Source organism: Mycobacterium shigaense (assembly GCF_002356315.1).
Classification (GTDB): Bacteria; Actinomycetota; Actinomycetes; order Mycobacteriales; family Mycobacteriaceae; genus Mycobacterium; species Mycobacterium shigaense.
Genome location: NZ_AP018164.1, coordinates 1762796 through 1784957, shown reverse-complemented (window position 1 = coordinate 1784957; position 22162 = coordinate 1762796). Strand labels below are relative to the sequence as shown.

Here is a 22162-nt window from a genome sequence, read left to right as displayed (position 1 = left end):
CTCATAGCTGCGCTCTGCATCGTCGCGGCACGCATTTCCGCGCCTTCCCCTCAGGTGGTGACCAGCGTTCCGATCTTCTCACCAGCAACCGCGCGGGCGATATTGCCGTTGGTCAACAGGTTGAACACGAGGATCGGCATGCCATTGTCCATGCACAGGCTGAACGCCGTGGCATCGGCCACTCGCAGGCCGCGATCGATGACTTCCCGATGGCTGATCGCGGTGAGCAGTTCGGCATCGGGATTCTCGCGCGGATCCTCGGTGAATACGCCGTCGACCGCCTTGGCCATCAGCACCACCTCGGCGCCGATCTCCAGCGCCCGCTGGGCGGCGGTGGTATCCGTGGAGAAATATGGCAACCCCATGCCGGCCCCGAAGATCACCACCCGGCCCTTCTCCAGGTGACGAACCGCGCGCAGCGGAATATAAGGCTCGGCGACCTGGCCCATGGTGATCGCGGTCTGGACCCGGGTGTCGATGCCTTCCTTCTGCAGAAAGTCTTGCAGCGCAAGGCTGTTCATGACGGTGCCGAGCATGCCCATATAGTCCGAGCGGGTGCGCTCCATACCGCGCTGCTGCAGCTGCGCGCCGCGGAAGAAGTTGCCGCCGCCGATCACCACCGCGACCTGGACGCCGTCGCGGACTACCTCGGCGATCTGCCGGGCCACCTGGGCGACGACATCGGGGTCCAGTCCGACCTGACCGCCGCCGAACATTTCGCCGCCGAGCTTGAGCAGCACTCGCGAATACTTGGCCCGGCTCGGCGGCTGGCCGGACGCTTCTGGGTGGTTCCCGGAGGATGGCTGCGCCCCGTTGGCGCTGTTCGGCTCGGGCTGCGTCATCAGACTCCTCGCATGACAGTGCGATCCCGGACGGCCCTTTCCGGAACGGCATTCACATCCTGCCCCATCGCAACACAATCGCGCCCCGGCGGGGTGCATTATGTGTCCGCTCGACGGTCCGGGTCGACGCCGCAACCCGTCTGCGCAGGTCACCCAGGCATCGGATGATCACGACTTGCTTTCCGGCACCGCATGTTTGAGCTGCCGGTGGCCTGGGAATAACGTCCGAGACGGCGGGAACCAGTGGTTTTGAGAATGCAGGGCCCCGCCCCGCCGTGTCATTGGATCGATCGACGCGATCGATTGCCAGGAGCGTTGCAGCGCTCACGCCAGTACGCCACTGAGGGGGAATCATCCATGTCGGACGACAACAAGTCAGGACCCGCGGAAGCCGTCAAGGGCGTCGTTGAAGACGTCAAGGGCCGGGTCAAAGAAGCCGTCGGCGCGGTCACCGGTCAAGACGACCTGACTCGCGAGGGCCAGGCGCAGCAGGACAAGGCCGAAGCCCAGCGCGACGCGGCCAAGAAAGAGGCCGAGGCCGAGGCGGCTCGTGGCAGTGCCGAGGTCGCCGAGGAGCGCCAGAAGTCGCACCAATAGCTTGCCACCAGGATGGGTCCGGTCCGTGTACACGGACCGGACCCATCGACTGAGTGGGGTTTTCCGGATCCGATGCCGGGACGTGGATTTTCCCCAACCGTGAACCGAAAAGTTGGCATACTTCACCCCCTGGGGGGTACACAGCGTTGCGCTGGCAGAAATCTCCCTGCGAGTGCCGACGGGGGCAGGGGTAAGGCACACCCCTCACGAGGTTTGGAGATAGCTTTGGACGTCCTACTCGTCTCTGACCAGGACGATTTCGAAGCGGCGTTGCCGGCGCTGAAGGCGTTGACGCACACCATGCGCCGGGCGGCCCTCCAGGACGACGGCGCCGGGCGCCGGCATGCCGTCGACGCGGCGATCGTCGATGCGCGCAGCGACCTCGCGGCGGCCCGCGCGGTCTGCCGTCGGCTCACCTCTACCGCGCCCGGTGTCGCGGTGGTGGTCGTCGTAGCGCCCACCAACTTCGTCGCCGTCGATATCGACTGGCACTGCGACGACGTGTTGCTGCCCGCCGCCGGGGCCGATGAACTGGAGGCACGGCTGCGACTCGCGATCAAGCGACGGCGCAACGCCGTTGACGGCACCCTGAAATTCGGCGACCTGCTGCTGCACCCCGCCACCTTCGCCGCCTCGCTGGGCGGCAAGGAGCTGGGGCTGACCGCCACCGAATTCAAATTGTTGAATTTCCTTGTCCAACATGCGGGTCGGGCTTTCAGTCGGACCCGGCTGATGCACGAGGTGTGGGGATACGACTCCACCGGACGGGTCCGCACAGTCGACGTCCACGTGCGACGGCTGCGCGCCAAGCTGGGCACCCAACACGAGTCGATGATCGACACCGTCCGCGGGGTGGGTTACATGGCGCTGACGCCGCCGCAGCCGCAGTGGATATTCACCGACCCGGTGCAGCAACCGGCGTGGGCGTCGGCGGACGAGCCGGCGTCCGACGCCGTCGCTCGTTGACCGCACCGCACGTTCGAATTCGAAAGTCCTGCGCTACAAGGACTTCGCGTTACGCAAACAGCGGCAGCGCCCGTTTGCGCGCCAGCGCGTCCATGCCTTGCTGGATGCTGTCCTGGACCTCGCGGTACTTGCGGTCGACGTAGTCGTCGTCCTCGGCGCGCACCGGATCGTGGTCGAGCTCGATCGCGGGCATGAACCGGGTCCTGATCTTGGCCGGCAACGGAAGTTGCGGCAAAGCGGCCGGGGCGATGCCCCAGGGCAGCGAGATAGCCAGCGGAAAGACCTTGAGCCGCAGAACGCGATCGAGGTGCAAGATTCGCGAGAGCCGGTCGCCGCGGAAGAGCACCGGCATGGCATCGGCCCCGCCGACGGTCGCGACCGGCACGATGCGGACCCCGGCGCGTATCGCCATCTTCACGAAACCCGAACGTCCCGCCAGGTTTGCGCGATCGCGCTCTGTCCAGGGCCGCAGCGAGTCGACCTCCCCGCCGGGCCACAGCGCCACATCGCGGCCCTCGGCCAGGGCGGTGGCGATGGCATCCGGCGCGGCCGGCAGCACGCCCATCGACCGGAAGTAGCGCCCGAACAGCGGGATGGCCATCAGGGCGTCATGAGCGGTGCCGTGCAGGGGGCGTTGCTGACCGAACCGCCGCCACCATTGCAGGCCGACGGTCCAGGCGTCCCAGACGAACGGCGCCCCGGAGTGGATGCCGATCAGCAGGGCCGGCGGCGCGGGAATGTGCTCCCAGCCGTCGATTTCCATGCGAAACCAATAGTCGACCAACACGTTCCAGAAAAACCTCTGGCGCTGCAGGGTGGTTTCGTCCTGCCCGCTGAGATCCCACCGGCCGGCGCGCTCCGCCACCCAGCCGCTCACTCCGCCGTCCCGGCCGTTGCGTCGCTCCGCCATTTTCGCCCGCGCCTGTTCGGCATGTTTCTGTGACTGGGCTCGCAACTGTGCGGGCCTGTGATCGGTGTTACTCATGGTGGACGGGTACCCATCCGCGCCGGATCCGATTCTTCGTATTTCGGTGACATGGCGGGGGTGCTGACGCAGAACTCCCCACGCCACCGGCGGTGGCGCGGGGAGTTCTGAAACCTTTTCAGGCTCGGGCGGGCCCGCGGCCTAGGTGTGCGCGGGAGCCGGTCCCGGAGGCGCACCCGGCGCCGGCGTGGTGTTCGGCGTTACGCCGGGACCCGATCCGCCCGGCACGTTTGACGTCCAGATCAGAATGTCTTGCATTCCGTCGTTGTAGACGACGCCGTTGGGCGGCGCGCCGGTCACGTCGAAGTAGAGGGTGCCGGTGGACTCGTTGCCCTGCGCGATCGGCGCCGGGTTAAGGCTGCCCGGGGCCTGGACCTTGTCGATCACCCGGTAATTCTGGCCGTTGGGCCCGCGGGCGATGAAGTCGTTGACCATCGGGGTGACCAGCCCGCCGTCGGCCCGCGCGGTGACATCGGCCTGGTACAACGTGCCTTTCGGCGTGTACCCGGGAATCGCCGCGTTGCTCGGCTGCAGGTTGCTCACGGTGTAGTTGGTGATCAGCGGCCCGTCCACCAGCTGCTCGCTGGTGCCGAATCCCTGGATGTTGGGTGGCGCAGCCGATGTGGTCGCTGCGGTGAAAACACCGACAGCGACGATACCGGCGGCCCCGATCACCGATTTCATTGCAGTGGACTTCATGCTGAATACCTTTCAGTCCGAATCATTTCCAACACCACGATGATTGGCCCCCAGCGCGGAGGCCTATCACCGCAACTCAATCCGCATAGCCGGTCGAAACGGGATTCAAACATCCCGCTCCCGAACTGCGGTAACACGGCAGACATTCGGATGCAGGTCAATTCGCTATGCACCCGATTAATGTCATTGCGCCACAATCGCCCGCAAATACCTCAGAGATCTCATCCAGTCTCAAAAGCCTCATCGCCAACTCGGTTCACGGGGGCATCGCGGCCGGCTCGACGTCTATTGCCGCGCGAATGACAAATGGTTTGGAATACAACATGATTCGCGATTTCGGCCGGCTCGCTCGGCCGTCCGGCGACCAGCGATTCCGTGGCGAAAGTTATGGTTGGACAGCCGCTTTGGCAAAAGTCGGCTACTTGCTCCGCACCTTGCGGTTGTGCTTCTTGATCGCGTCAACCAGCTCGGATTTGGTCATCGTCGAGCGCCCGTGCACGTCCAGGCGCCGGGCGATGTCAAGCAGATGCTTCTTGCTGGCGTTGGCGTCGACGCCCTCGGCCGAGGGCGCGGTGTTTCGCAGGCCGCCGCGTTAGGCGCGTTCGTCCGAGGGCCCCTTCTTCTCCTTGGGCTCCCAGTGGTCGCCGACCTTTTCGAAACTGCGTTTGACGGCGGCGTAGGCCACCCGGTTGGCGCGCTCCTCGCTGCCGTATTCGTCGGCCGCCGAATCGTGCGCCTTGGCGAACGTTCGTTGTGCCTTGGCGTCGGAACGACGCAGGGTGCTCGGCAACGGCGGCCACGAGGCGTCCGGCCGGCGAGTCGATATGTCAATATCGTTGGCGTGGCTGCGACCGACGATGCTCCCCTGGGCTACCTCCTGTACCGGGTGGCGGCCGTGCTGCGGCCCGAGGTTTCCGCCGTGCTGGGCCCGCTGGGCCTGACGCTTCCCGAATTCGTCTGCCTGCGAATGCTTTCCACGACCCCAGGCCTGTCGAGCGCCGAATTGTCGCGTAACTCGAACGTGACACCGCAGGCCATGAACACGGTGCTGCGCAGGCTGGAAGAGGTCGGCGCCGTCGCGCGACCGGCGTCGGTGTCGTCGGGGCGGGCGCTGCCGGCCACGCTGACCGCTCAGGGCCGCACGCTGCTGAAACGGGCGGAGGCCGCGGTGCGGATCGCCGACGACCGCATCCTGGAGAAGCTGACGGCGCCCCAGCGGCGCGAGTTCAAGCGCATGCTGGAACGGCTCGGGTCGGACTGACCAGCGGCGATCGCGAGCGCGGCGAAGCGGATCGCCCGCGCAGTTATCCGGACGCCTGGATCCGGGCCCAGGGCCGGGCCGCTTCCAACTCGTAGGCCAGTTCGAGCAACAGCGCCTCCTGACCGATGTCGGCGGCGAACATCATCCCCACCGGCATGCCGTCGGCGGCCTGGGCCAGCGGCAGCGAAATCGCCGGATCCCCGGTAACGTTCTGCAGCGGGGTAAACGTCACCCAATCGATCAACCGGCCCATCACCTGTTCGTAGTCGGTGGGCGCCAGGTAACCGATCCGCGGTGTCGGGTCGGCGAGCGTCGGAGTCAGCAGCGCATCGTAGGTGCGGTACAACTCGGCGCTGCGCCGCCGCATCGTCCGAAGCCGCAGGATCGCCGTCGGAATCCGGCGCAGATTGCGGCCGGCGTGCCGTACCAGGCCGAGCGTCAGGGCGTCGAGCTTGGCGCGGTCGAAGGTGTCGCCGAACACGCGGCGCCCAGTCCGCACCTCGGCCAGCGCCAGAAACCCCCAATACAGCACGAAGTCGTCGACGAAGCTGTCCGGAATCGGGTGCAGATCGAGGTGTTCGACGCGATGGCCGAGCTCCTCGAGCAGCGCGGCCGTCTTCAGCGTGAGCTCACGCAACTCGGGGCTGCACTCGCGCCGGATCGACCGCGTCGCCACGGCGATGCGCAATCGCTGCCGGCCCGGTCCCGTGACGTCGCCGACGGGCGCCAGCTTGGGATTGCGCCAGAGGCGTTCGACCTCCCGGTAGAACGCCGCGGTGTCGCGGACCGACCGGGTTAGCACGCCATTGGCGACGATGCCGACCGGCATCCGGCGCAGCCCAGCGTCCAGCGGCAACCGGCCCCGCGACGGCTTGAGGCCTACGATCCCGTTGCAGGCGGCCGGGATTCGAATCGATCCCCCGCCGTCGTTCGCATGTGCGATCGGCACCACGCCGGCGGCGACAAAGGCCGCCGAACCCGACGACGATGCCGCGGCCGTGTAGTCGGTGTCCCACGGATTGCGGACCGGTCCCAGCCGGGGGTGCTCGGCGGACGCGCTGAACCCGAATTCGGACATCTGCGTCTTGCCCAGCGACGTCAGCCCGGTGGACAGATACAGCTGGGTGAACTCGCCGTCGGCGGCGGCGTCGAACGGCTGCCAGGCATCGGCGCCCTGCATGGTCGGCTGGCCGGCGACGTCCACGTTGTCCTTGATGAACGTGGGGACGCCGCTGAAGAACCCGGTGGACGGGTTGGCCGCCGCGGTCTTGCGCGCATGCTCGAACGCCCTGTACACCAGGGCATTCAGCGCGGGGTTGACCGCTTCGGCCCGGGCGATGGCCGCCTCGACGACCTCGGGCCGGCCGATCCGGCCGACGCGGATGGCCTCGCCGAGGCCCACGGCGTCGAGGTCACCGAGGGCATCATCGGCGAAAGCGTGCACGCGTCTCATCACACTGACGCTATCGCCTCGGGTGCGCCGGCTAGGCCTGGCCCACCTCGAAGCGGACGAACCGCGTCACCGTCACGCCCGCCTCGTCGAGCAGCGCCTTGACCGTCTTCTTGTTGTCGGACACCGCCGGCTGCTCGAGCAGCACGGAATCCTTGAAGAAGCCGTTCAGCCGGCCCTCGACGATCTTGGGCAGTGCCTGCTCCGGCTTGCCCTCCGCCTTGGCTGTCTCCTCGGCGATGCGCCGCTCGCTGGCGACGACGTCCTCGGGGACGTCCTCCCGCGTCAGGTAGCGAGCCTTGAGCGCGGCGATCTGCAGCGCCACGGCGTGCGCGGCCGCTGAGCTTGTGTCCGGGTCCGAGCCGAGGTATTCCACCAGCACGCCGACGGCCGGCGGCAGGTCCGCGGCCCGCTTGTGCAGGTAGGTCTCGACCGTGCCGTCGAAGAACGCGACGCGACGCAGCTCGAGCTTCTCCCCGATCTTGGCGGACAGATCGGCGATGGCCTGCTCGACCGTGGTAGTCGCCGACCCCGAAGAAATAGAAGCGCTCTTGAGGGCGTCGACGTCGGTGGCCTTCGATCCGGCTGCCGCCGCGACGATTTCGCTCGCCACCTTCTGGAACTCGTCGTTTTTGGCAACGAAGTCGGTCTCGCTGTTGAGCTCGATCAGCGCGCCGTCCTTGGCTGCGACCAGGCCTTCGGCCGTGGCCCGCTCGGCGCGCTTGCCGACGTCCTTGGCGCCCTTGATGCGAAGTGCCTCGACGGCCTTGTCGAAGTCGCCGTCGCTTTCGGCCAGCGCGTTCTTGCAGTCGAGCATGCCGGCACCGGTGAGCTCGCGAAGACGCTTGACGTCGGCAGCGGTGAAGTTCGCCATATCAGCCTTCCGTGAGGGTGGGTTCGGGTGCGCCTCCAGCGGCGTCGGTGGTGGCTGTAGTCGTCGCGGTCGCGGTCGCGGAGGCGAGCAGCTCCTGCTCCCATTCGGCGAGCGGCTCGGCCGCATCCGCCTCGGGCTTGCCGTCGCCGCGGCCCACGCCGGCGCGCGCCTGCAGGCCCTCGGCGACCGCGGAGGCGATCACCTTGGTCAGCAGCGCCGCCGAGCGAATCGCGTCGTCGTTGCCCGGGATCGGGTAGTCGACCTCGTCGGGGTCGCAGTTGGTGTCCAGGATCGCGATGACCGGGATACCGAGCTTGCGGGCCTCGCCGACGGCGATGTGCTCCTTGTTGGTGTCGACGACCCAGATCGCCGACGGCACCTTGGCCATGTCGCGGATACCGCCGAGGCTGCGCTCGAGCTTGTTCTTCTCACGGGTCAGCATCAAGATTTCCTTCTTGGTGCGGCCCTCGAAGCCACCGGTCTGCTCCATGGCCTCGAGTTCCTTGAGGCGTTGCAGACGCTTGTGCACCGTGGAGAAGTTGGTGAGCATGCCGCCCAGCCAGCGCTGGTTCACGTAGGGCATGCCGACGCGGGTCGCTTCGGCTGCGACCGACTCCTGCGCCTGCTTCTTGGTGCCGACGAACATGACGCTGCCACCGTGGGCGACGGTTTCCTTGACGAACTCGTACGCCTTGTCGATGTAGGTCAGCGTCTGCTGCAGGTCGATGATGTAGATGCCGTTGCGGTCGGTGAAGATGAACCGCTTCATCTTGGGGTTCCAGCGACGGGTCTGGTGCCCGAAGTGGGTGCCGCTGTCCAGCAGCTGTTTCATGGTCACGACGGCCATGGTGATGCCATTCCTTTGTTTCGGTTGTCGCCCAGCATCGGGTTGAGGCCGGGCCCTGGCGACTGCTGCGATGCCGGACCCTTGCGGGACCTCCCGGCAGGCGATGCGAACTCCTAGTGGGACGGGAGCCGCCATGCAGACGCGCGAAGTCAGCCCGCTAACGGGCCGCGACGAGCAGTTTACACCGACTCAGCTGGTGCTTTTTCCCATGTGTCTTCCACACCTGGGTATTCATGCACAGATCGACGGCGACGATTGGCCCTGGTGTGGGCGCGGCGGTGAACTCGAGATGTGCGGTGGGTAGCGCTGCTGGCGTGCGTGGCCCTGGTCGGCGCCACCCCGGCGGCCGCCGACCCCGACGACGTCCGCCTGGACTGGCCGCTGCGACCGGCGCCGGCCCTGGACGGCAGAGTCCGCGGCTTCGATGCGCCCTCCCCGGACTGGCAGCCCGGGCACCGCGGCGTGGACCTGCCGGGGCGCCCTGGCCAGCAGGTATACGCTGCCGGGCCGGCCATCGTGGTGTTCGCCGGGATGCTGGCCGGGCGGCCGGTGGTGTCGCTGGCCCACCCGGGCGGCCTGCGCACCAGCTACGAGCCGGTCCGGGCGGCGGTCCGCGCCGGTCAGCCGGTGACCGCGCAGACCGTGCTCGGCGAGCTGCTGGCCGGGCACGGCGGCTGCCCCGCCCCGGCGTGCCTGCACTGGGGTGCGATGTGGGGCCCGGCGTCCGGCGCCCACTACGTCGACCCGCTGGGTCTGCTGAGGGACACGCGCGTCCGGCTCAAGCCGCTCGACCGCTAGGCGCGCGGGTGGGCCTGATCGTGCACCGCCCGCAACCGGGACACCGCGACGTGGGTGTACAGCTGTGTGGTCGCCAGGCTGGAATGGCCCAGTAACTCCTGTACCACCCGCAGGTCGGCCCCGCCCTCGAGCAGATGGGTGGCGGCGCTGTGCCGCAGACCGTGCGGGCCCATGTCGGGGGCGCCGCCCACCGCCGCGATGGTCTGGTGCACGACCGTGCGCGCCTGGCGCACGTCGAGCCGCCGTCCGCGCGCGCCCAGCAGCAGCGCCGGCCCGGACTGCCCGGTGGCCAGGGCGGGACGCCCGTCGCGCAGCCAGGCGTCGAGGGCGTCGGCGGCGGGCAACCCGAACGGCGCGCTGCGCTGCTTGTTGCCCTTGCCCAGGACCTGCACCAGCCGGTGGTGGGTGTCCACGTCATCGACGTCCAGCCCGCACAGCTCGCTGACCCGGATGCCGGTGGCGTACAGCATCTCGACGATCAGCCGGTCCCGCAGCGCCAGCGGATCGCCCTGCTCGGCACCCGATTTCGCGGCGGCCATGACGTCCAGCGCCTGATCCTGGCGCAGCACCGCCGGCAGCGTGCGATGCGCCTTGGGCACTTGCAGCCGCGCGGCCGGGTCGGCGGTCAGCAGGCCCCGCCGCGCCGCCCAGGCCGTGAATGCCTTGACCGACGAGGTGCGGCGGGCCAGCGTCGTGCGGGCGGCCCCGGTGGTGGCGCCGCTGGCCAGCCAGGAGCGCAGCAGCGGCAGATTGAGCCCGTCCAGGCCGGCGCCGCGCTCATCGAGGTAGGCGAACAGCGAGCGCAGGTCGCCGAGATAGGCGCGACGGGTGTGGGCCGAGCGGCCGCACTGCAGGTCGAGGTACTCGTCGAACTCGTCGAGGATCGCCTGCATTCCCCCACCGTCGCAGGCCCCGGCTCGCCGCCTCAGCCGACGCGCCGAAGCGTGTCCGGGGTGAGATCTTTCCGGGTCGGATAGCCGTCGACGGCCATGATCAGGTCCGCCTCGGCCAGCAGCGAGCGCAGCACGTGCACGATCCCGTCGACGCCGCCGAGCGCCAGGCCGTAGGCGTACGGGCGACCGACGCCGACGGCCGTCGCGCCCAAGGCCAGCGCCTTGACGACGTCGGCACCGTTGCGGATGCCCGAGTCGAACAGCACCGGCAGACCGTCGGCGGCCTCGACCACGCCCGGCAGGCAGTCCAGCGCGGGCAGACCGCCATTGGCCTGTCGCCCGCCGTGGGTGGAGCAGTAGATGCCGTCGACGCCACCGTCCTTGGCCCGCCGGGCGTCGTCGGGGTGGCAGATGCCCTTGATGATCAGCGGCAGGTCGGTCAGCGACCGCAGCCACGGCAGATCGTCCCAGGTCAACGGGTTCCCAAAGGTCGTGATCCACTGCAGTACGGTGGCCTGCGGGTCCTCCTCCGGCGGCCGCGGCAGGCTGGCGCGGAAGACCGGGTCGCTGGTGTAGTTGCTCAGGCAGTGGCCGCGCAGCTGGGGGAAGTTGGCCGTGCCGAGGTCGCGCGGGCGCCACCCCGGAATCCACGTGTCGAGGGTGACGACGATGCCCTTGAACCCGGCGGCTTCGGCGCGCTGCACGAGGCTGGCGGCCAGGTCCCGATCCTTGGGCGTGTAGAGCTGGAAGAAGCCGGGGGTGTCGCCGAACTCCGCGGCGACGTCTTCCATGGGGTCGGCGGTCAGAGTGGACACGACCATGGGGACACCGGTGGCCGCGGCCGCCTGCGCGGTGGCCAGGTCGCCGTGGCCGTCCTGGGCACAGATGCCGATGACACCGATCGGTGCCATGAACACCGGCGACGGCAGGGTCAGGCCGAACGCCTCGACGGTCAGGTCGCGTTCTTTGGCTCCGACGAACATGCGTGGGATAAGGCCCCAGCGATCGAACGCCTCCCGGTTGGCCCGCTGCGTGCGCTCGTCGCCAGCGCCGCCGGTGACGTAGGACCACACCGACGGCGACATGGCCCGCTCGGCCCGCGCCTCCAACTCCGCGAAGGCCATCGGCAGCGCGGGCGCCACCCCGCCGAGGCCCTTGAAGTAGATCTCGTTCTGGTAGTCACCGAATGCCATAGAGCAGAGGATGCCAGCCCGGCGGAAGAGCCCTCAGCGGGCACCGGCTTCGGCCTCAGCCAGTTCCCTCTTCCACTGGCGGAACGTCTCTTCGGTGCGGCCGCGCCGCCAGTAGCCCGAGATGGACGACGCCCATTTCGCGTCCACACCACGCTCTTTGCGGATGTAGGGCCGCAGGTTGTGCATGACGGCCTGCGCCTCGCCGTGGATGAAGACGTGCACCTGGCCCGGCAGCCACAGCGTGGTGGTGACGGCCTCGATCAGCGGGGCGAAATCGCCGGCGCGGTCGTCAGACACCAGGTCGGCGCGGCCGCCGCGGTAGATCCAGTTCACCTGCACGCCCTCCGGCGCGATCAACTCGAGCTGGTCGTCGGGACCGGCCACCTCGATGAAGGCCTTGCCGATCGCGTTGGGGGGCAACGCTTCCAGCGCGGTGGCGATGGCGGGCAGCGCGGATTCGTCGCCGGCCAGCAGATGCCAGTCGGCCGCCGGGTCGGGTGTGTAGGCGCCGCCGGGCCCCATCAGGTAGATGACCTGACCCGGCTCGGCGGTGGCCGCCCAGGCACCGGCCACACCGTGCTCCCCGTGCACCACGATGTCGAGCGCGATCTGGCGGGCCGCGGCGTCGACCTTGCGCACGGTGATGGTCCGGACCGACGGCCTTTTCTCGGGTGGCAGGACGGAGAAGCTGTCCTGGGTCAGGGGGTGCGGCAACGCCGCCACGTCGATGTCATCGGCGACGAACACCAGCTTGACGTAGGAGTCGGTGAAACTGCTGGGCACGAAGGTGCCGAAATCGCTGCCCTCAAGCAGCACCCGGACCATATGGGGTGCGATGTGCCGCGTTGCGACGACCGTGAAGCGCTGAAGAGGTCGACCCGCCACTAGTCCTCCTTTAGAGCGAACCCAGCCGACTATACGAGCCGGGGCGTCGCCGCAGGTCGGGCGCCACCGCGGTGCGCAAATGCACCGTAATGGCCGCCAATACCGTGACCATGGGGGCTGAGCGAGGGGTCTCGACAATTCCGCCGTAGGCGCCGTCGCGGACGCTGTGCGGCGGCGTGAAGCCGTTGCTGGTGCTGGCGAAGATTCGCGGCATCATGGATGCCTTCACGTTGTCCGAGCCCGAGCTGACGCTCGGCGCGATGCGCGCCCGAACCGGGTATCCGACGTCGACGGTGCAGCAGACCCGTCGGTACGGTTAACGCTAAATCGGCCATCGCTGACCATCGCACGCACGTGTTCTGCGGTGGCAGGATCCATGCGTGATGACCGTCTAGCATTCCTCCTTGCGGCTGACCGCTACGACTTCGGGTGAATACACGTCGCTCACCGCGACAGGTCTTTCCGATGGACTCGTCACCCCGAGGCGACGAGTCCATCGGAAAGACCTTGGTAATTCAGGAAAATCGTTCATTTTGAGGCATACCAGGGCGCCGAAAAACGTGGCGACCGTTGGTAACATGACCGACTGCGCAATCCCGTGCGCGTATCTCATGCGCGCAGCCGCGAGCATGAGATCGCCACTGCTAAACCCGGATTGGCTCCCAAGCATGACATCAAGGATCGACGCCATGCACGCGCTGGCCAACACGGCAGAAAACAAACCCGCCGCGGTCAGCAATCCAGAACCCGTACCAGCGAGGTCTGGTGACAGATTTCGTAAGGTCACGGTCCCGACAGCTGTGCCGGCCAGCGAAGCACCGCCACCCATTACTGCAGTAAGTAAGCCAATTACCCACATCGGAGTTGTGGGCTCGAACTCAGTTACCAATAGTGTCAGCACCGTCAGCATCACGATAAATCCACTCAACGCGAGGATCCGTGGTTGTATCTTGGATGTAAGCCAACCCGCCACTGGAGCCATCAGAATGCTGGCAACACCCAGCGGCACAAAGAATAGCGCGGCGCCGACGGGCGACATGCCCCGCACATTCTGTGCATAGAGCATCAATGGCAGAGCCAACGAAGCTAATCCAAATGTTCCAATTATATTGGCTGCAAGTCCAGCGGAGAAATTCCGATTTCTGAAAATCCGTGATGAGATCAGGGGTTCCGTAGCGTACTTCCACTGATGAAGGATGAAGACAGCAGCGAAGAGCAAACTCAGAGCGAGAACTTCACTCACGGTGATGTAAGAGCCAGCGATGCGAGCCCAGTGATACTGCGGGCCGTATTGGATTCCGAAGACTGCAAGCGCGATCGCGACTCCACTGAAGACCGTTCCCAGCACGTCGAGATTCTGAGACGAATTCGGCAGAACAGGAACATAAGCGGCGGCTAGCGCGAATGCAATGATTCCGATCGGCAGGTTGATCAGGAAGATCCACTGCCACCCCAGATTGGTGATAATACCGCCCCCAACGATCGGACCACAAAACCCGGCTACCCCCCCGACCATTGACCACAATGCAATTGCAGGTCCGCGATTCTCCGCTGGAAAGATGTGCGTCACGACCGCCATAGGTTGCGGCGCCATCAACGCAGCACCGACACCTTGAATGACACGAGCCACGATCAGAGCCGTGAACGTGCCGGAGAGACCACAACCCAATGAAGCCAATACGAATACCAGAAGCCCTGCAAGATAGATGTTGCGCTCCCCGAACCGGGCACCTAATCGCCCACCGGGGAGAACCAAGACAACATACGAAACTAGGTATCCACTCGAAACCCACCCGGCCTGAGCAACGCTTATGTGGAAATTTGGTGAGCATGATCGGTATTACGACCACCACTGCGCTCGCATCAAACCCGATCACAAAGCAGCCGACGCTCATCACCCATAATGCGAGCCGGCGATTTTTTGATTCCACAACCCTGGGACAGGTCACACCATCACCCCCCGGAGCAGCAGACGCCTTGCTCTGAATCCAGAGTTATTCGGAGAGCCCCTAACGATTCGAGGCATTAGAGCAGTCCAAGCAGTTGCAGGTTGGTGATGTATTGGATGATGATCGGCGCCGACACATGGGGGATGTCGTTGGTGGGGCCGATGTGAGCTTGCTGCACCGCTGCACGGAATCGGTCGGTTGATGGTGTGCGTTCACGAGGCGGCGGTGGGGCTTTGAGATCATTGGAATCACGCTGCAGCAACATCTCCAACAGTGAGTGCCGACGCTGTAATTCCGTTAAGGCACGCAAGCGAGTCTCAAACCGCTGTAACCACTCCCCGAAGTCATCGACACGTTCGATCGGGTAGCCGGCTTCAATGACCCAGTCGACGTACTGATCGGGTCCGATGCCGTCGTCGTTGTGAGAATTCATGACGTGATAGGTCTCAAACCCGTCGGTTACTTGGGCGCCCAGCGTGGTGATCGCCTCGGCAACAAACTCGACGGGTAGCCCGTTGAAGTGCGTGGGCTGCCGATTACCCGCGTCGTCGAGTTGGTAGAACGAGGTCGGTGCCAGCCCGGTGGCCACCACGCTGAGCACCGTCCGGGTGACCATGTCCGACATGTGGAGCTGGCCCGCATACGTGGTGTCGGCAAGGATCATTCCGGAACGAAATACCGCAACCGGTAGCCCACAGAGGTCGTTAGCTTCCCGTAGTAACACCTCACCAGCCCATTTGCTATTGCCGTAACCATTGACGGGGCTGTTGTCGACGACCCGGGTCGGGCTGATACGCCGGATATCGGCGTCCTCAGTAAACGAGGCCGGCTCGATCTGGCGACCCACATCAGCGGTCGACACATACGTGAAGGACTTGAGCCTGGTGGTGAGTGCGAGTCGGATCAGCTCGGCAGTGCCCACGACGTTGGGCGTAAACAATTCGCTGTAGGGCAGCACAGCGTTGACCTGGGCTGCGCAATCGACAATCAGATCGACAGTCTCGGCCAGCCGCTGCCAGGTTTGCTCATCTAAGCCCATGTTGGCTTCGCCCTTATCGCCGGCAAGAACCTCCAAATGATCGGCGGCCAAATACTTGAAATGATGCAGCAACTGCGCGTCACCGCTGTCGAAAGTCTCCTCCAAACGTTGACGAGCATCCTCATCGGACTTCGCCCGCACCAGGCAGACCAGTTTGCCGTCGACCCGGTCCACCTGTTCGAGCCATTCCAATACCAGGTAGCGTCCCAAGAATCCGGTAGCTCCGGTGAGCAGAACGGTCCGCGCCTCGGTGACCGGACCCGGCACCGCGGTGGCACCGGCCAATGTCTCGGCATCGATGAATTTGTCCAGGGTCAGATCGCTGGCGTGCACCTCGGTGGCGCCGCGGCCGTGTACGGCCGCATAGAGCTCCGACACCGCGTCCTGGGCGCTGGTGTAGTTCTGCACCTGCTGGTTCAAGCTGCTCACAGACGGCGCGCCGAAGATCGTGCGTACAGCCAGGTTGGTGCCGAAGGCTTTGTTGACCGCGGCAATCACCCGCATCGCCGACAACGAATCCCCACCCAGATCGAAGAACGAGTCATCAACCCCAACCCGCTGCACACCCAACACCTGAGCGAAAATCCCCGCCAGGATCTCCTCAGCGACACTCTGCGGAGCCCGATACCGTTGCGCATCCCCATATTCCGGAGCCGGCAACGCCCGCACATCCAACTTGCCGTTCACCGTCAACGGCAACACCTCAACCACCACCACGGCCGCGGGCACCATATACGACGGCAACCGCTGCCCCAACTGCTCACGCACCGCAGCAGGATCAACCACCCCGGCCACCGATTCGGTCACATACCCCACCAACCGCTTCACCCCCGGCTGGTCCTCACGCGCGATCACCACCGCCTGATCCACACCCGGCACCGCCGCTAAAGCAGCACGCACCTCACCCAACTCGATGCGATACCCACGAATCTTGACCTGCTCATCAACACGCCCCACATACCGCAACTGACCATCAGCGCCCCAACACACCAAATCCCCAGTCCGATACATCCGCGCACCCACACCCCCAAACGGGCACGCCACAAACCGCGAACCAGTCAACCCCGACCGACCCACATACCCCACACCCACACCACGACCCGCCACATACAACTCACCCACCACACCCACAGGCACCGGACGCAACCACCCATCCAGCACCAACAACGCCGCCCCCGACACCGGCGCACCAATCGGGGGCACCCCCGCACCCGGTACCAACGGCGCACTCAACGTGGCAAATACCGTGGTTTCGGTGGGGCCGTAGCCGTTGATCATCACCCGGTCGGTCGCCCACCGCTCCACCAATTCAGGCGAGCAGGCCTCACCAGCAACCACCAACGCCACCGATTCCAAACCCTGCGGCGACAACGCCGCGACCGCCGACGGGGTCTGGCTCAACACCGTGACTTGCTCATCGACCAACAACGCGTGGAAATCCTGCGGCGAGGCAACCACCTCCTCGGGCACCACCACCAAGCGCCCACCACACAGCAGGGCACCAAAGATCTCCCACACCGAAAAGTCGAACGCCAACGAATGGAACTGCGTCCACACCTGCCCCGCCGACAACTCCAAACGGACACCCAGCGAGTCGATCAACTCAGTGACGTTGTGATGAGGAATCCCAACACCTTTAGGAGTGCCCGTAGTACCCGAGGTGTAAATGACATACGCAATATCGTCAGGAGCAGGACCCGATAACACCGCAGTAGCAGGTTAAGCCGCGATCGCCGGGTCATCAACATCAATCACCCACAAACCATGACCAACAAGGCCAGCAAGGCGCTCAACAAGTCCCGCGGTGGTGATCACCGCGACCGGAGCCGCATCCGTGAGCACGAACTCGATACGGGTATCGGGCACCGCGGGATCGATCGGCACATAAGCCGCCCCCGACTTGAGCACCCCCACAATCGCAGTAATCGCCTCAAGCGAACGCGGCATCACCAACGCCACACACGACCCAGCCCCCACACCACGACCAACCAACCACTGCGCCACCCGATTCGAGGCCTCATCCAGTTGCCGATACGTCAACGACACACCCGCGAAACCGACCGCCACCGCATCACCAAGGCGAGCCACCTGCTGAGCAAACACCGCAGGCACCGACACCGCCGACACCACCGGCAAGTCCAGCACTTCCCGGTTACTCCACTGCTCCCACCGCGCCCGCTCACCACCATCGAGCACCTCAATCGAGGACACCCGGACACCAGGATCAGCCGTCATCACCTCCAACACCTGCACCCACCGCGCGATCAGCGTTTCGATCGTGGCGGAGTCGAACACATCAGTGCGGAACTCCACCGACCCCTCAATCCCGGCGGGTTCACCCGTGGCAGTCCAACGTTCTGCCAACGAGAACGACAAATCCATCCGCGCGGTCCGGGTCGCCACCGGCACCGGAATCAACGTCAGATCACCTAACGCCAACCCCCCCACCGCATCATCAGCACCCAAACCAGGCAGGTTCTGCCACGCCAACATCACCTGAATCAACGGATGATGGGCCATCGAGCGCACCGGATTCAGATGCTCAACAAGGACCTCAAACGGCACATCCTGATGCTCGAACGCTTCCAAACTGCGAGCACGGACCTGCGCCAACAACTCCTCCACAGTGAGATCCCTGCCCAGATCCACCCGTAACACCAACGTGTTGACGAAAAACCCGATCAACGGCTCCAACGCCGCATCACGACGCCCCGCGATCGGGAACCCGACCGCCACATCAGAACTGGCACCCAGCTGCGACAACAACACCGCCAACCCGGCCTGGACCACCATGAAACTCGTCGCGTTATGCGCCCGCGCCACCGCAGCGATCCGCTGCTGCAACGACACCGGCCACACCACGGGCACACTGGCTCCACGCTGATCAGCGACCACCGGATACGGCCGATCCGTCGGCAACACCAACCGCTCAGGAATCCCCGCTAAGGCCTCCCGCCAATACCGCAGCTGCCCCGCGATACGACTACCACTATCCGTGACATCACCGAACTGAGCGTGCTGCCACAACGTGTAATCCACATACTGCACCGCCAACGGCGCCCACCCCGGAGCCTGCCCGCTACACCGCGCGGTATACGCCGTACCCAGATCAGCCACCAACGGCGCAATCGACAACCCATCAGCAGCAATATGGTGGGCCACCGCCACCAACACATGCTCTACATCACTGACCCGGAAAAGCTTCGCCCGCAACGGAATCTCATGAGCTAAATCAAAACAATGCAACGCCACCGCCTCAATGGCCTGCTCAAGCTCACCGGGCGCCCACCCCGCGGTATCGACCACTTCCCACCCAAACACCGCATCTTCGGCGGCCACCACTACCTGGCGCGGGACCCCGTCAACCACCGCAAACACCGTGCGCAAACTCTCATGACGGGCCACCACATCAGCAAGCGCGGCCCCCAACACCGCCGCATCCAACACCCCACTGATCCGCAACACCGTCGGCATGTTGTACACCGGCGACGGCCCCTGCAACTGATCTAGGAACCACAACCGCGACTGCGCAAACGACAACGGCACCACCGCAGGCCGCGGCCGAGCCACCAACGGCTCCACCACACCCTGACCATCGGCTGCATCCAGCCGCGCCACCACCCCCGCCACCGTCGGCGCCTCAAACAGCACACGCACCGAAAGACCCACACCCAACACAGAATTCACCGCGGCAACCACCCGCATCGCCGACAACGAATCCCCACCCAGATCGAAGAACGAGTCATCAACCCCAACCCGCTGCACACCCAACACCTGAGCGAAAATCCCCGCCACAATCTCTTCAGCCGCAGTACCCGGAGCCCGATATTGTTGCGCATCCCCATATTCCGGAGCCGGCAACGCCCGCACATCCAACTTGCCGTTCACCGTCAACGGCAACACCTCAACCACCACCACGGCCGCGGGCACCATATACGACGGCAACCGCTGCCCCAACTGCTCACGCACCGCAGCAGGATCAACCACCCCGGCCACCGATTCGGTCACATACCCCACCAACCGCTTCACCCCCGGCTGGTCCTCACGCGCGATCACCACCGCCTGATCCACACCCGGCACCGCCGCTAAAGCAGCACGCACCTCACCCAACTCGATGCGATACCCACGAATCTTGACCTGCTCATCAACACGCCCCACATACCGCAACTGACCATCAGCGCCCCAACACACCAAATCCCCAGTCCGATACATCCGCGCACCCACACCCCCAAACGGGCACGCCACAAACCGCGAACCAGTCAACCCCGACCGACCCACATACCCCACACCCACACCACGACCAGCCACATACAACTCACCCACCACACCCACAGGCACCGGACGCAACCACCCATCCAGCACGAAAAACGCCAAATGCCCCAACGGCACACCAACCGGGGAAATACTGCTGTCGACATCGCTGAGCGTGACCTCACGAAACGACGCATGCACCGTCGTCTCAGTAATGCCATACATATTGATCAACCGCGGCAACCCCGAATGATGATCAACCCAACCCGCCAAACGCTGCGGATCTAACGCCTCCCCACCGAACACCACCGCCTCAAGCTTGAGCTGACGACCCAACTCCAAACGCACCCCATCCACACTTTGCAACGCATAAAACGCCGACGGAGTCTGACTCAACACACTGACCTGCTCCGCGACTAGCAACGCATGGAAATCCTGCGGAGAAGACACCACCGCCTCGGGCACCACCACCACACGCCCACCACGCAACAACGCCCCAAAGATCTCCCACACCGAAAAGTCGAACGCCAACGAATGGAACTGCGTCCACACCTGCCCCGCCGACAACTCCAAACGGACACCCAGCGAGTCGATCAACTCAGTGACGTTGTGATGAGGAATCCCAACACCTTTAGGAGTGCCCGTAGTACCCGAGGTGTAAATGACATACGCAATATCGTCAGGAGCAGGACCCGATAACACCGCAGTAGCAGGTTAAGCCGCGATCGCCGGGTCATCAACATCAATCACCCACAAACCATGACCAACAAGGCCAGCAAGGCGCTCAACAAGTCCCGCGGTGGTGATCACCGCGACCGGAGCCGCATCCGTGAGCACGAACTCGATACGGGTATCGGGCACCGCGGGATCGATCGGCACATAAGCCGCCCCCGACTTGAGCACCCCCACAATCGCAGTAATCGCCTCAAGCGAACGCGGCATCACCAACGCCACACACGACCCAGCCCCCACACCACGACCAACCAACCACTGCGCCACCCGATTCGAGGCCTCATCCAGTTGCCGATACGTCAACGACACACCCGCGAAACCGACCGCCACCGCATCACCAAGGCGAGCCACCTGCTGAGCAAACACCGCAGGCACCGACACCGCCGACACCACCGGCAAGTCCAGCACTTCCCGGTTACTCCACTGCTCCCACCGCGCCCGCTCACCACCATCGAGCACCTCAATCGAGGACACCCGGACACCAGGATCAGCCGTCACAAGGCTGTCAAAAGCTAGTTCCAGACGCGCTACGTGCGCGGCGATCTCATCGTCGCTGTAGCGATCCGGATTCCATGCGAAGTCAATCCGGGGCACGCCGTCACTCAGCGTTGGATAGACGTTGACCGAGATATCTTGTACAGGGAACGTAGACAATACCTGGCCCGTCGCTTCCGAAGAGCCGAAACGAACCGGGACATTGAAGTCCAGAATGTTGATAATCGGACCGAACTCGACGTTCATGCCAAGACGAGTTGCATCCGTGACCAAGTCCGGCCAACGCCGGAACTGTTGATGCCGCAACGCACCGATCAACGCTGTGGCGACCTGATCAGTCAGTGCACCAATAGTGTCGCGTTCATCGACGCAGATGTGCAGTGGCACCAAATTAGACACCATGCCCGCACACTTTTTTAGCGCCGCGGTTGTACGCGCAGAAACCGGCAGAGACATCCAAATATTCTGGCGCCCAGTGGTTTTCGCAATGAACACCGCGAGCGTCGCAACCACCCTTGCGACATGGAGTTGATCACCCTGGTTGTTCGGTAGTCGATGCCGAAACGCCAATTCACGTACCGTCGGATGGCGTGGTTCGACTAACCTACTTACCCCTGTCAGATCAGTGACGTCAACAGGCCCGCGTACCACAGACTTCCAGTACTCGGAATCGATGGCACTGCGCGAAGATTCCTGGTACTTCCGATCTGCCTCGCGGAGCAAAGCAAACTCGGAAAAGTCAACTTCGGTGGTCGCCTCAACTGACCCCGAGTAGACGGCCGCAATATGCCGGACAATGTTAAGGGCACCGTACCCGTCACAGAGAACATGGTGAATACGTAGGTAGAAATAGGACATCTCATCGCTGATCCGCAGCAGCGCGAAGTCGGTGAGTCGGTCACGAAACAGATCAACAGGCTGCCGGTATTCATTGTTCATCCAGCGATGAGCAGCAGCTACGGGATCACACTCAGCGCGAAAATCGATACTGCGTGCAGTCTGTCGGAACGAGCGGTCCACCATGAAAACTGGTTCGCCGTCGTCGCCCAGGGCCAACCGCGCGCATGGCGTGCCAAACCGCGCCGCGGCGGCTCGGCAGGCAACCGACAGTCTCTCGACGTCGACAAAGTGGTCGATCGCAAAATAGCCAGCAAAGTTATAGGGAACGCCGGGCTGCAGTTGTTGGGCAGCCCACATCGATCGCTGCGCAGCAGTTAGAGGTCCCAGGACATCCGATTGCGTACCGAAATTTAGCATAAGAAAGCAACCCCCCCAGTTAAAGCCATTACGCCAGACTCTCAACGCCGCTTATCGTTGAAATGGCTTATCGCACATCGTCAGAAACGCGCTGCCAACCGTGGCAAAACCCCGCCACTGGACGCCCTAATACAAAGTGGACTTGCGTA

General features: G+C 64.7%; 14 protein-coding genes and 3 pseudogenes. 5 read left to right on the top strand and 12 right to left on the bottom strand.

Features of this window, described 5'->3' with window-relative positions; all coding sequences use genetic code 11:
• Positions 1-50 precede the first annotated feature (50 nt).
• Positions 51-842, bottom strand: coding sequence for a UMP kinase (gene pyrH / locus MSG_RS08355; protein WP_096438711.1), 792 nt, complete (start codon positions 840-842; stop codon positions 51-53).
• A gap of 357 nt (positions 843-1199) precedes the next feature.
• Between pyrH and mbp1 the strand changes: the two genes are divergently transcribed.
• The gene (mbp1, locus tag MSG_RS08350) at positions 1200-1439 is read left to right on the top strand and encodes a microaggregate-binding protein 1 (RefSeq protein ID WP_096438709.1); all 240 of its coding nucleotides are present in this window, start codon (positions 1200-1202) and stop codon (positions 1437-1439) included.
• A gap of 219 nt (positions 1440-1658) precedes the next feature.
• On the top strand, positions 1659-2405 hold the full coding sequence (locus MSG_RS08345) for a winged helix-turn-helix domain-containing protein (RefSeq protein ID WP_232011263.1): 747 nt from the start codon (positions 1659-1661) through the stop codon (positions 2403-2405).
• Positions 2406-2454: 49 nt separating this feature from the next.
• On the opposite strand, the gene MSG_RS08340 is transcribed toward MSG_RS08345, so the two are convergent.
• From MSG_RS08340 to MSG_RS08330, 3 genes and pseudogenes are all read right to left on the bottom strand, one after another.
• On the bottom strand, positions 2455-3390 hold the full coding sequence (locus tag MSG_RS08340; RefSeq protein ID WP_096438705.1) for a lysophospholipid acyltransferase family protein: 936 nt from the start codon (positions 3388-3390) through the stop codon (positions 2455-2457).
• Positions 3391-3531: 141 nt separating this feature from the next.
• Positions 3532-4089 carry an MPT63 family protein gene (locus MSG_RS08335; RefSeq protein ID WP_096438703.1) on the bottom strand — a complete coding sequence of 186 codons (558 nt, stop codon included), beginning with the start codon at positions 4087-4089 and terminating at the stop codon, positions 3532-3534.
• A 418-nt stretch (positions 4090-4507) separates the two neighbouring features.
• Positions 4508-4921, bottom strand: a pseudogene (locus tag MSG_RS08330) (ChaB family protein).
• Positions 4922-4930: 9 nt separating this feature from the next.
• Here MSG_RS08330 and MSG_RS08325 point away from each other — a divergent pair.
• Positions 4931-5350, top strand: a complete 420-nt coding sequence (locus MSG_RS08325; protein WP_096438701.1) for a MarR family winged helix-turn-helix transcriptional regulator — start codon at positions 4931-4933, stop codon at positions 5348-5350.
• 43 nt (positions 5351-5393) lie between these two features.
• Here MSG_RS08325 and MSG_RS08320 read toward each other — a convergent pair whose 3' ends face one another.
• The 3 genes from MSG_RS08320 to rpsB are packed head-to-tail and all read right to left on the bottom strand — an operon-like array spanning position 5394 to position 8521.
• A complete protein-coding gene (locus tag MSG_RS08320; RefSeq protein WP_096438699.1) occupies positions 5394-6803 on the bottom strand; it encodes an amidase in 1410 nt (469 codons plus the stop codon).
• Between the two features lie 31 nt (positions 6804-6834).
• Positions 6835-7674: a translation elongation factor Ts gene (gene tsf / locus MSG_RS08315; RefSeq protein WP_096438697.1), complete on the bottom strand. Its 840-nt coding sequence runs from the start codon at positions 7672-7674 to the stop codon at positions 6835-6837.
• 1 nt (position 7675) lies between these two features.
• Positions 7676-8521 (bottom strand): 30S ribosomal protein S2, encoded by an 846-nt coding sequence (rpsB, locus tag MSG_RS08310; protein WP_096438695.1) that lies wholly within the window; start codon positions 8519-8521, stop codon positions 7676-7678.
• Positions 8522-8842: 321 nt separating this feature from the next.
• Here rpsB and MSG_RS08305 point away from each other — a divergent pair.
• Positions 8843-9310 (top strand): annotated as a pseudogene (locus tag MSG_RS08305) (M23 family metallopeptidase); the annotation flags it as partial.
• Between the two features lie 5 nt (positions 9311-9315).
• Here MSG_RS08305 and MSG_RS08300 read toward each other — a convergent pair.
• Genes MSG_RS08300 through MSG_RS08290 form a run of 3 tightly spaced genes read right to left on the bottom strand, consistent with a single transcriptional unit; the run spans position 9316 to position 12290 of the window.
• Positions 9316-10212: a tyrosine recombinase XerC gene (locus MSG_RS08300; RefSeq protein ID WP_096438691.1), complete on the bottom strand. Its 897-nt coding sequence runs from the start codon at positions 10210-10212 to the stop codon at positions 9316-9318.
• A 32-nt stretch (positions 10213-10244) separates the two neighbouring features.
• Positions 10245-11405: a lactate 2-monooxygenase gene (locus MSG_RS08295; protein ID WP_096438689.1), complete on the bottom strand. Its 1161-nt coding sequence runs from the start codon at positions 11403-11405 to the stop codon at positions 10245-10247.
• Positions 11406-11438: 33 nt separating this feature from the next.
• A complete protein-coding gene (locus MSG_RS08290; protein WP_096438687.1) occupies positions 11439-12290 on the bottom strand; it encodes a siderophore-interacting protein in 852 nt (283 codons plus the stop codon).
• Positions 12291-12466: 176 nt separating this feature from the next.
• Between MSG_RS08290 and MSG_RS25130 the strand changes: the two genes are divergently transcribed.
• Complete coding sequence (locus MSG_RS25130) at positions 12467-12610, top strand: hypothetical protein (RefSeq protein WP_162899174.1); 144 nt, start codon at positions 12467-12469, stop codon at positions 12608-12610.
• A 71-nt stretch (positions 12611-12681) separates the two neighbouring features.
• Here MSG_RS25130 and MSG_RS08285 read toward each other — a convergent pair whose 3' ends face one another.
• Both MSG_RS08285 and MSG_RS25525 read right to left on the bottom strand, forming a co-directional pair.
• Entirely contained in the window at positions 12682-14103 is a 1422-nt protein-coding gene (locus tag MSG_RS08285; protein ID WP_096438685.1) for an MFS transporter, read from the bottom strand.
• 212 nt (positions 14104-14315) lie between these two features.
• Positions 14316-22013: pseudogene (locus MSG_RS25525) on the bottom strand (amino acid adenylation domain-containing protein).
• Between the last annotated feature and the right edge of the window lie 149 nt (positions 22014-22162).